This is a genomic window from Synechococcus sp. BA-120 BA3, from assembly GCF_034931285.1.
GTDB lineage: Bacteria > Cyanobacteriota > Cyanobacteriia > PCC-6307 > Cyanobiaceae > Cyanobium.
Genome location: NZ_JAYGHZ010000040.1, coordinates 1 through 10644, shown reverse-complemented (window position 1 = coordinate 10644; position 10644 = coordinate 1). Strand labels below are relative to the sequence as shown.

Annotated in this window: 5 protein-coding genes; 1 reads left to right on the top strand and 4 read right to left on the bottom strand. The window is 65.3% G+C overall.

Translation table 11 applies throughout. The features are described 5' to 3' along the window. Nucleotides 1–67 precede the first annotated feature (67 nt). Complete coding sequence (locus VB737_RS03335) at nt 68–805, bottom strand: choice-of-anchor I domain-containing protein (protein ID WP_500311124.1); 738 nt, start codon at nt 803–805, stop codon at nt 68–70. A 201-nt stretch (nt 806–1006) separates the two neighbouring features. Further along, entirely contained in the window at nt 1007–2671 is a 1665-nt protein-coding gene (locus VB737_RS03330; protein ID WP_500311122.1) for a cation:proton antiporter, read from the bottom strand. A 94-nt stretch (nt 2672–2765) separates the two neighbouring features. Between VB737_RS03330 and VB737_RS03325 the strand changes: the two genes are divergently transcribed. Continuing rightward, the gene (locus tag VB737_RS03325) at nt 2766–5471 is read left to right on the top strand and encodes an HAD-IC family P-type ATPase (protein WP_500311120.1); all 2706 of its coding nucleotides are present in this window, start codon (nt 2766–2768) and stop codon (nt 5469–5471) included. Between the two features lie 68 nt (nt 5472–5539). Here the strand turns inward: VB737_RS03325 and psaB are convergent, their stop codons facing one another. Both psaB and psaA read right to left on the bottom strand, forming a co-directional pair. Then, nucleotides 5540–7762: a photosystem I core protein PsaB gene (gene psaB / locus VB737_RS03320; protein ID WP_500311119.1), complete on the bottom strand. Its 2223-nt coding sequence runs from the start codon at nt 7760–7762 to the stop codon at nt 5540–5542. 20 nt (nt 7763–7782) lie between these two features. Further along, nucleotides 7783–10086, bottom strand: coding sequence for a photosystem I core protein PsaA (gene psaA, locus VB737_RS03315; protein ID WP_500311117.1), 2304 nt, complete (start codon nt 10084–10086; stop codon nt 7783–7785). Nucleotides 10087–10644: the final 558 nt, after the last annotated feature.

The following is a 10644-nucleotide window of genomic DNA, read 5'->3' as shown; positions in this document are numbered from 1 at the left end:
CGCATCCCGGGAGCTCTGCTCCAGAGGTGACAGCACCGCAGGCTGCGCGCTGGCCCTGGTCAGTGGCTCAAGGAGGGGGGCCAGATTTCGTGTCGCATCTGGGCCAGTTTTCGCTGTCGCCTGACACGGTGTTGCCATCGGCACTGATGGCAATGGCTTCCGGCTCGATGTCCTGGGCCACACTGGTGGTGACGCCCAGACGGGTGCCGATGCGGACACCGCGATTGATCAACTCGGCTCTGCGGTTCTCCCAGGCTTCGAAGCCCACGGTCTGCACATCGGCGGCGGCGGGGGCTACGGGCGTGCTCGCCAGATAGCCGCTGGTATCGACAAGTGAAATCGATCCGACGGGATCAATGGTGTAAAGGGAATTCGGCTCTCCTTCGTTGGTCACCAGAAGCCTGGTGCCGTCACTGCTGAACTTGACCATGTCGGGCAGGGCCCCCACGGTCACGGTGCTGAGATGAACAGGCAGGGCCGGATTGCTGAGGTCGTAGAACTGCACAAACCCCGGATCCGTCTTGACGGCGTTCTGCACCGCAATGGCGAGCAGATTGCCGAACACCGCCGCGCTCTGCAGGGTTTCACCGTTGCCGGTGGAGGTGGCTCGGGCCACGGCCTGGGGGTTGGCGGGATCACGGAGATCGGAAACCACAATGGCCCCGGATCCGCCGCCAACGGTATACAGGTAGCCGCTGGCTGGGTTATAGGCAGAGATTTCGGAGTTGGCCCCAAGTGCTGCCAGAGAGATCACTCCGCCTGTCGCTGGAATGAAAGGATCCAGTGCGGAAAAGGTGAGTCCCATTGAGAGCAGCTGCAGTCGCCTTCAACCTGGCAGCAGCCCCCTCACGCAAGGTTAAGCCCAGACAAATGTGTGTTGAAGGAACGGGCATGGGGCCCGTCGGTCACCTCCAAAGGTGTCAGGGGCAACCCTGGGCCTGTGACGGTCTGGGCGGAGGGGTGACCCACGAACGCCCCAAGGTGCCTGTCCAGCTGGCGCGCCGGTTCAGACCGAACGTTGCGCCTGGAGTTCCAGCAGATCGCCGACGATCAGCTCCGCCGCCCGTTCCGCGGCATCCAGAAAGGGCAGCAAGGTGCGCTGGGCACCCAGGAATTCCAACCGGGCCACCTCCGCCTCGTTGTGGGCCGTGGCGATGAAATGGCCGCGGAACCCAGCCGTCTGCAAGCCGTGGCTGATGGCCGTGTTGGCCTCCAGTGACGGCAGGGTGCTCACCACCACCGTGGCCGAGGAAAGCGGCAGCGAAGCGGTGAACTCCGGGTCCTCCGAGTCCCCGTACTGCACCGGCACCCCTTCCGCAGCGGCCAGGCGCAGGGCCTGGGGATCGAAGTCGATGCCGAGGAGCGACAGATTGTGGGGCTGGAGCTGGCGATGGATCGCGCCGCCGAATCGGCCCAGACCCAGCAGGATCACATCGACCCGTGCCGGCCCGGAGGAGCCGCCGGCGAGCTCGCTGAATGGACTGGCCCGCTCCAGCAGGCGCAAGGGTTGCTGCAGCCATTGGTACAGGCGTTCGGAGCCCAGGATCATGTAGGTCGAGAGGCCGATGGTGATCACCCCCACCAGGGTGATCAGGCTCACTTCCGCTTCGCCGATCTGGCCGAGCCGCATCCCCAGGGCCGCCAGGATCAGCGAAAACTCGGAAATCTGTGCCACGGTGAGTCCGGCCAGCAGCCCGGTGCGACGCCTGTAACCCATCGCCCCCATGATCGCCACCACGATCAATGGATTGCCCACGAGCACGAACAGCGACAGCACCAGCGCGGGCCAGAGCTGGACACCCGCCGCCGTGAGGTTGAGGCCGGAGCCCAGATCAATGAAGAAGAACAGCAGCAGGAAGTCGCGCAGGCCGATGAGCCGGGAGGCGATCGCTTCCCGATAGGAGGTTGAGGCGATCGACACCCCCCCCAGGAAGGCTCCCACCTCCTTGCTGAAGTTCATCCCATCGGCCAGGGCCGCCAGTCCCACGGCCCAGGCCACGGCAAAGAGCACCAGCAACTCCTGGTTCTGGGCCAACCGACCCAGCAGCGGCGGCATCACCCAGCGCATCGTGGCGGCGGTTCCCAGCACGAAGGCCGTGCCCACCAGGAACAGGCGGATCCCCTGGGCCGCCATGCCGCCCGATCCACCCGCCGCCGAAAAGGAGCTGAGCAGCATCATCGCCAGAATGACGGCGATGTCCTGCACCACGAGAAACCCGACCGCAATCCTGCCGTGCAGGGAATCGATCTCCCGCTTGTCGGAGAGCAGCTTGACGATGATGATCGTGCTGGAGAAGGTGAGGCAGACGGCGATGTAGATCGCCTGCACCGGTGCAAACCCCAACCCCAGAGCCAGCAGGAATCCGATCAGCGACGTGAAGACGATCTGGCCCAGGCCTGTCGCCAGGGCCACCGGACCAACGGAGCGAATCAGTCCCACGTCGAGTTTGAGTCCGACCACAAACAGCAGCACGGAGATGCCGATGCTGGAGAGCAGTTTCAGCTCACTGCCACCGGAGGCCCATCCCAGCACGGCGGGCCCCACCACGATGCCGGTGAGGATGTAACCGATGATCAGCGGCTGGCGCAGCCTCAGAGCCAGCACGCCGATCACGCCGGCGATCATCAGGATCGCCGCCAGCTCCTGGAAGGTGCTGCCGAAGGTCAGCATGGGAGGTCCGCCGTGGGGTGATCGACGCCCCCATCCAACCGCGGCCAGGCCAGCGGTATGCGCTAGGGGTTGAATCCATTCCCCCCGCACTCCCATGGCGCCCTTGCCCGCACCAGCCCATGCCCTGCCAGCGGCCGCGGTGGTCGAGGCCCTGCAGAGCGATGCCGTCAACGGACTGAGCCAGGCGGAGGCCCAGCGGCGACGGCTGGCCCATGGCGCCAATGCGCTCAGCCGCCGTGGCGGCAAGCCCGCCTGGCTGAAATTTCTGCTCCAGTTCAACAACCCCCTGCTGGTCACCCTGCTGGTGGTGGGGGCCGTGAAGGCACTGCTGGGTCACCCCCGCGATGCCCTGGTCATCTGGAGCGTCACGGTGATCAATGCCGTGATCGGCTTCGTCCAGGAGAGCAAGGCCGAGAACGCCATCGCGGCCCTGGCGCTGGCGGTGCGAACCGAGGTGGAGGTGGTGCGCGAAGGCGTGCGTCAGCGCCTGGCCTCGGAGCAGCTGGTGCCGGGCGATCTGGTGCAGCTGGATGCCGGGGCGCGGGTGCCGGCTGACCTGCGCCTGCTGGCGGTACGCCAGCTGCGGACCGACGAATCGGCCCTCACCGGTGAATCACTGCCGGTGTCCAAGGGCACCTCCGCCGTCGAAGCCTCAGCCCCCCTGGCGGAGCGGATCGGCATGACCTACGCGGGGAGCTTCGTGACGACGGGACAGGGCCTGGGGGTGGTGGTGGCTACGGGGGATGGCACCGAAGTCGGGAGCATCTCCAGCTCCCTGCAGGAGCAGGTGGATCTCACCACGCCGCTGACCCGCAAGTTCGCGCGCTTCAGTCGCACCTTGCTGCAGGTGATTCTGGTGCTGGCCGGGCTCACGTTTCTCGTAGGGCTGGCCCGGGGGCGCGGTGCCGAAGAGATGTTCGATGGGGCCGTGGCCCTGGCGGTGGGAGCGATCCCGGAGGAGTTGCCGGCGATCGTCACGATCACGCTGGCCATCGGTGTGAATCGCATGGCCCGGCGACGAGCGATCATCCGCAAGCTGCCGGCCGTGGAAGCCCTTGGCAGCACCACCGTCATCTGCTCCGACAAGACCGGAACCCTCACCCAGAACCGGATGACAGTCCAGCACCTCTATGGCGGTGGTCAGTGGGTGGCGATTGAGGATCTCTGGCCAGGGAATGGCCTGTCCGGCGCCGCGAATGTGGCCCTGCAGGAAACCCTGCTGGCAGGCCTGCTCTGCAACGACGCCCGACCCAGCAGCCGGGAGGGACTGGTCGGAGACCCGACCGAAACGGCCCTGCTGGTGGCCGCGGACATGGCCGGCATCGACCGCCGCTCGGCCCTGGCTCGCCATCCGCGCCGCGACGCCATTCCGTTTGCGTCAGAGCAGCAGTTCATGGCCACCCTTCACGGCAGCGAGCGCATTCTGCTCAAGGGCTCGGTGGAAGCCGTGCTCGATCGCTGCCGTCGTCAGCTCGATGGCCGGGGCCGGCCCCAGCCCCTGGACCGACCGGCGGTGGAGGCGGCCGTGGCGGCCATGGCCGCCCGTGGGGAGCGGGTGCTCGCCTTTGCCATCGGCCAGGCCGGGGCGTCTCAGCACCAGCTGGAACACCACCAAGTGGCCGAGGATCTCGATTTCCTTGGTCTGCAGGGGATGCTGGATCCGCCCCGTTCCGAGGCGATCCGGGCCGTGGCGGCCTGCCAGGCGGCAGGCATCACGGTGAAGATGATCACCGGCGACCACCTGGAAACCGCTCGGGCCATCGCCCGCCAGATGGGCATCGGCCGCGCTCCGGCCGGTGAGGGTGAAGAGCTGGCGGCGATCGATGGCCGCCAACTGGCGGCACTGGGTCCGGATGGCATCGCCGCATGCGTGGATCGGGTGGACGTGTTTGCCCGGGTGGCACCGGCCCAGAAACTGCAGCTGGTGCAAGCCCTCCAGGCCAACGGCGAGGTGGTGGCGATGACCGGCGACGGTGTGAATGATGCCCCCGCCCTCAAGCAGGCCGACATCGGCATCGCCATGGGCGCGGGCGGCACCGAGGTGGCCCGCCAGGCCGCCGACATGCTCTTGACGGACGACAACTTCGCCACGATCGAAGCGGCGGTGGAAGAGGGGCGCACGGTCTACCTCAACCTGCGCAAGACCCTGGCTTTCGTGCTGCCGGTGAATGGCGGCGCCTCGATGACGATCCTGCTGGGGGCTGTGCTGGGAACGCCCCTGCCGGTCACTGCCCTGCAGGTGCTCTGGCTCAACATGATCTGCTCGCTGACGATGTCGCTCGCCCTGGCCTTTGAGCCCGTGGCCCCCTGGTTGATGCAGCAGCCCCCCCGGCCGCCGCAGCAACCGCTGCTCACCGGCGGCCTGATCCGCCGGTTGCTGGTGGTGTCACTGTTCAACTGGATGGTGATCTTCGGCCTGTTTCTCTGGAGCACACGGCACGGCAGCGACCTGAACCTGGCCCGCACCATGGCTGTGCAGGGTCTGGTGTTGGCCCATCTGGTCTATCTGGTGAGCATCAGCCAGCTGGGCGCGGCGCTGTCCGCGTTGCCGCGGCTGGGCTGGGGGGCCTTCACCCGGGCGCCGGCCGTGCTGCTCGGCATCGCTGGCACGGTGGCGGTGCAGTGGATCTTCAGCCAGACGGCGGCGATGAACCGCTTCTTCGGCACCGCGCCGCTCCAGCTTGAGCAGCTGGCGGTGTGCGCGTTGCCGATGCTGCTGATGCTGCCGGTGGCCTGGCTGGGAGAGCGGCTCGATCCCACGGACCCCGAGCCGATCCAGCCAAGAAAAAACCCCCGGTGATGACCGGGGGTCTGGGGGTCCCTCGAAGATTCGAGAAGGGGCGTGGACGGGGTTCGGGAGCCGGAGGCTCAGCCGAACTTGCCTGACGTGGACGCGATCAGGAAGGCCGCGTACGTGAGGATGTAGCCGATCGTGAAGTGGGCGAGACCCACCACACGGGCCTGAACGATCGAGAGAGCGACGGGCTTGTCGCGCCAGCCCACCAAGTTGGCGAGGGGCGTGCGCTGGTGCGCCCAGACGATGGTTTCGATCAGCTCCTGCCAGTAACCCCGCCAGGAGATCAGGAACATGAAGCCGGTGGCCCACACCAGGTGACCGAAGAGGAACATCCAGGCCCAGACGGCCAGGTTATTGGACCCCATCGGGTTGTACCCGTTGATCAGCTGGGAGCTGTTGAGCCACAGGTAGTCACGGAACCAGCCCATCAGGTAGGTGCTGGATTCGTTGAACTGGGCCACGTTGCCCTGCCAGATGGCGAGGTGCTTCCAGTGCCAGTAGAAGGTGACCCAACCCACGGTGTTCAGGGCCCAGAAGACCGCCAGGTAGAAGGCGTCCCAGGCCGAGATGTCGCAGGTGCCGCCACGGCCGGGGCCATCGCAGGGGAAGGAGTAGCCGAAGTCCTTTTTGTCGGGCATCAGCTTGGAACCCCGGGCATCCAGGGCGCCCTTCACCAGGATCAGGGTGGTGGTGTGCAGACCCAGCGCGATGGCGTGGTGCACGAGGAAGTCGCCAGGACCGATCTGCAGGAACAGGGAATTGGTTCCCGAGTTGATGGCATCCAGCCAGCCCGGCAGCCAGACGGCGCCGTTGTTGGGCCACGCCGTGGAGGCGATGCTGTCGGCATTGGCCAGCAGGATATCCATGCCGTAGAGGGCTTTGCCGCTCGAGGCCTGGACGAACTGGGCGAACACCGGCTCGATGAGAATCTGCTTCTCGGGAGTACCGAAGGCGACCACCACGTCGTTGTGGACGTAGAGACCCAGGGTGTGGAAGCCGAGGAACAGGGAGACCCAGCTCAGGTGGCTGATGAGGGCTTCCTTGTGCTCGAGCATCCGGGCAAGAACATTGTCCTTGTTGGCTTCCGGGTCGTAGTCACGGATGAAGAAGATCGCACCGTGGGCGAAGGCACCGCACATCAGGAAGATGGCGATGTACTGGTGGTGCGTGTAAAGGGCCGCCTGGGTGGTGTAGTCCTTGGCGATGAACGCATAGGACGGCAGCGCGTACATGTGCTGCGCCACCAGGCTGGTCACGACTCCCAGGGCAGCCAGGGCGAGGCCCAGCTGGAAGTGGAGAGAGTTGTTGACGGTGTCGTAGAGGCCCTTGTGGCCGGCACCCAGATCACCCGGGGTCCCCTTGGGGGGGTTGTGGGCGTCGAGGATCTCGCGGATCGAGTGGCCGATACCGAAGTTGGTCCGGTACATGTGGCCGGCGATCACGAAGATGCAGCCGATGGCCAGGTGGTGGTGGGCGATGTCCGTGAGCCACAGCGCTTCGGTCTGGGGGTGGAAACCACCCAGGAAGGTGAGGATCGCGGTGCCGGCTCCCTCAGAGGTCCCGAACACCTGGTTGGCGGTGTCGGGGTTCTGGGCATAGACGCCCCAGTTGCCGGTGAAGAACGGAGCCAGACCGGCAGGGTGCGGCGAGACCGAGAGGAAGTTGTCCCAGCCGACGTGCTGTCCCCGGGACTCGGGGATGGCGACGTGGACCAGGTGACCGGTCCAGGCGATGGAGCTGAAGCCGAACAGCACAGCCAGGTGATGGTTGAGCCGCGATTCAGCGTTCTTGAACCAGGCCAGGGACGGCAGGAACTTGGGCTGAAGGTGGAGCCAGCCGGCAAACAGGGCCCATGCCGAGAGGATCAGCATGAAGATGGAACCCTGGTAGAGCTCCATGTTGGTCGTCATGCCGATCGTGTACCACCAGTGGTACAGACCGGAGTAGGCGATGTTCACCGGTGAGGAGGCGCCCGCCTGGGTGAAGGCGTCGATGGCGCCCTGGCCGAAGTGGGGATCCCAGATCGCGTGAGCGATGGGACGGACGTGCAGCGGATCGGCGACCCACTGCTCGAAGTTGCCCTGCCAGGCGATATGGAACAGGTTGCCCGAAACCCAGAGGCCGATGATCGCCAGGTGACCGAAGTGGGTGGAGAACAGCTTTTGGTAAAGCCGCTCCTCCGTCATTCCGTCATGGCTCTCGAAGTCGTGAGCCGTGGCGATGCCGTACCAGATACGGCGGGTTGTCGGGTCCTGTGCCAGACCCTGGCTGAACGAAGGAAATTTCGTTGCCATTGGGAAAGGTCAGGTGGAGGTCAGCCGACCGCGATGAGTCGGGACAGGAAGAAGGCCCAGGTGGTCGCGATACCGCCCAGCAGGTAATGGGCGACACCGACGGCACGGCCTTGGGTGATGGAGAGCGCCCGCGGTTGGATGGCGGGAGCCACCTTCAGCTTGTTGTGAGCCCAGACGATGGACTCGATCAGTTCCTGCCAGTAGCCGCGGCCGCTGAAGAGGAACATGAGGCTGAAGGCCCAGACGAAGTGGGCACCCAGGAACATCAGACCGTAGGCGCTGGAGGACGAGCCGTAGCTGTTCAGCACCTGGGCGGCCTGAGCCCAGAGGAAGTCCCGGAGCCAGCCATTGATGGTGATGGCGCCTTGGGCGAAGTTGCCGTTGGTGATGTGCTGGACGCTGCCGTCGGCATTGACGGTGCCCCACACGTCGCTCTGCATCTTCCAGCTGAAGTGGAAAATGACGATCGACAGGGAGTTGTACATCCAGAACAGGCCGAGGAACACGTGGTCCCAGGCCGACACCTGACAGGTACCGCCACGGCCGGGGCCGTCGCAGGGGAAGCGGAAGCCCAGGTTCGCCTTGTCGGGGACGAGGCGGGAGCTGCGCGCATAGAGCACACCCTTCAGCAGGATCAGCACGGTGACGTGGATCGTGAAGGCGTGGATGTGGTGGACCATGAAGTCGGCCGTTCCCAGGGGGATCGGCGCAGCGGCCACCTTGCCGCCGACGGCGACGACAGCGCCGTTGAACACTTCGCTCACACCGGCCAGCGCATTGGGTGCGGTGGTGCCGGCGGCAGCGGCGTGCAGGCCCTGGATCCATTGCGCGAAGACGGGCTTCAGCTGGATCGCGGTGTCGCTGAACATGTCCTGGGGACGACCCAGGGCACTCATGGTGTCGTTGTGGATGTAGAGGCCGAAGCTGTGGAAGCCCAGGAAAATGCACACCCAGTTGAGGTGGCTGATCAGGGCATCACGGGCTTTCAGCACCCGATCCAGCACGTTGTCGATGTTCTTGGCCGGGTCGTAGTCGCGGATGAGTGCGATGGCCGCATGGGCACCGGCTCCGACGATCAGGAAGCCGCCGATCCACATGTGGTGGGTGAACAGCGACAGCTGGGTCGGGTAGTCGATACCGATGTAGGGATACGGAGGCATCGCATACATGTGGTGCGCCACGATGATCGTGAGCGAACCGAACAACGCCAGGTTCAGACCCAGCTGGGCGTGCCAGGAGGTGGTGAGGAATTCGTAGAGCCCATCGTGTCCTTTGGGCGCGGGGAACAGCAGGGGATCGCCCTTCTGGCCCTCGAGAATTTCCTTGATGCTGTGGCCGATGCCCCAGTTGGTGCGGTACATGTGGCCAGCCACGATGAACAGCACCGCGATCGCCAGGTGGTGATGGGCGATGTCGGTCATCCAGAGGCTGCCGGTCACAGGATTCAGACCACCCTTGAAGGTGAGGAAATCGCTGTAGGCGGCCCAGTTGCCGGTGAAGAAGGCGGAGATACCCGCACCGAAACCAGGGAAGAGCTGGGCCAGCACGTCCTGGTTGATGAACTCGTGGGGGAGCGGGATGTCGGCCACCGAAGCGATGGTCTTGCCGTTGAGCACCAGCGGGCTGCCGGCGTCGATGGCGTCCATCAGCTGGGTGGTGGGCAGCGACACGTGCAGCAGGTGACCTGTCCAGGACAGGGACCCGAGCCCGAGCAGACCGGCCAGGTGGTGGTTGAGCATGGACTCAACGTTCTGGAACCACTCCAGCTTCGGCGCTGCCTTGTGGTAGTGGAAGACACCGGCGTTGAGCATGAGGCCGGCCATCACCAGGGCACCGATGGCGGTGCAGAGGAGCTGGAACTCGTTGGTGAAACCCCAGGCTCTCCACACATGGAAGAGGCCGGAGGTGATCTGAATGCCGTGGAAGCCGGCACCCACATCGCCATTGAGAATTTCCTGGCCGAAGATCGGCCAGACCACCTGGGCACTGGGTTTGACGTGCAGGGGGTCGGCCAGCCAGCCGGTGTAGTTGGAGAAGCGGGCTCCGTGGTAGAAGGCGCCGCTCAGCCAGATGAAGATGACGGCCAGATGGCCGAAGTGAGCGCTGAAGATCTTCCGGGAGACCTCTTCAAGATCGCTCGTGTGGCTGTCGAAGTCGTGAGCGTTGGCGTGGAGGTTCCAAATCCAGGTGGTGGTTTTGGGACCTTTGGCGAGGGAGCGGTCGAAGTGCCCGGGCTTGCCGAGAACATCGAAGTCGACGGGAACGGGGTTCCGGTCAACCATGTCCTTCGCCTTGTTCCCACGCTCTGGTGGGCTGATGGTCATCGAGACGTTCCTCGAGGGACGGGGTCGAGGTGGAGGTCCACCCCTTCGACGGACGCCGGGGACAGGTCATGCGACCGTCCCGGCCCCATCGGTGGGCCCCATGGCCGGGAAGCCCCGACCATGGGCACCAGTCGCGATGGGGGAGGAATCCCTTGCCACGACTGGGGCTTTGGGCCCCGAAAGGGGACCGCTGGCGGAAGTATAGGGGTCGAAAACAAGGCGAATCGGCCGCCAGTTACAAAGGTTTAATCCCAGCGGTTCCAAGGCTGCGACTGAGGTCTGGCGACATGTTGTCAACAACGTAACAATCGAGAAAACCACGGGGTTTCTATAACCCCTTGCTGCATTTTGCAGCGATTTCAACAGCCGATTACCCCTCTTCGGCCCCCGACGCAGAATGGCTCCACGAACGACGGAGCGCGCGTGGGCGACAGGGGAGAGGGGCGTGGAGCCGCCGCACGGGCGGTCCGTAGGTACTTCTGCCGATGCGGCCTGCTGGCGGCCGCCCTGCTGCTGATCCTCACCCTGACGCCGCCGGCCGCCCTCGCCCTCTCCCTG

Bases quoted from the DNA above. Each gene is read 5' to 3' on its own strand.
- VB737_RS03325 (WP_500311120.1), top strand. From the start codon at position 2,766: ATGGCGCCCTTGCCCGCACCAGCCCATGCCCTGCCAGCGGCCGCGGTG.
- VB737_RS03335 (WP_500311124.1), bottom strand. From the start codon at position 805: ATGGGACTCACCTTTTCCGCACTGGATCCTTTCATTCCAGCGACAGGC.
- psaB (WP_500311119.1), bottom strand. From the start codon at position 7,762: ATGGCAACGAAATTTCCTTCGTTCAGCCAGGGTCTGGCACAGGACCCG.
- psaA (WP_500311117.1), bottom strand. From the start codon at position 10,086: ATGACCATCAGCCCACCAGAGCGTGGGAACAAGGCGAAGGACATGGTT.
- VB737_RS03330 (WP_500311122.1), bottom strand. From the start codon at position 2,671: ATGCTGACCTTCGGCAGCACCTTCCAGGAGCTGGCGGCGATCCTGATG.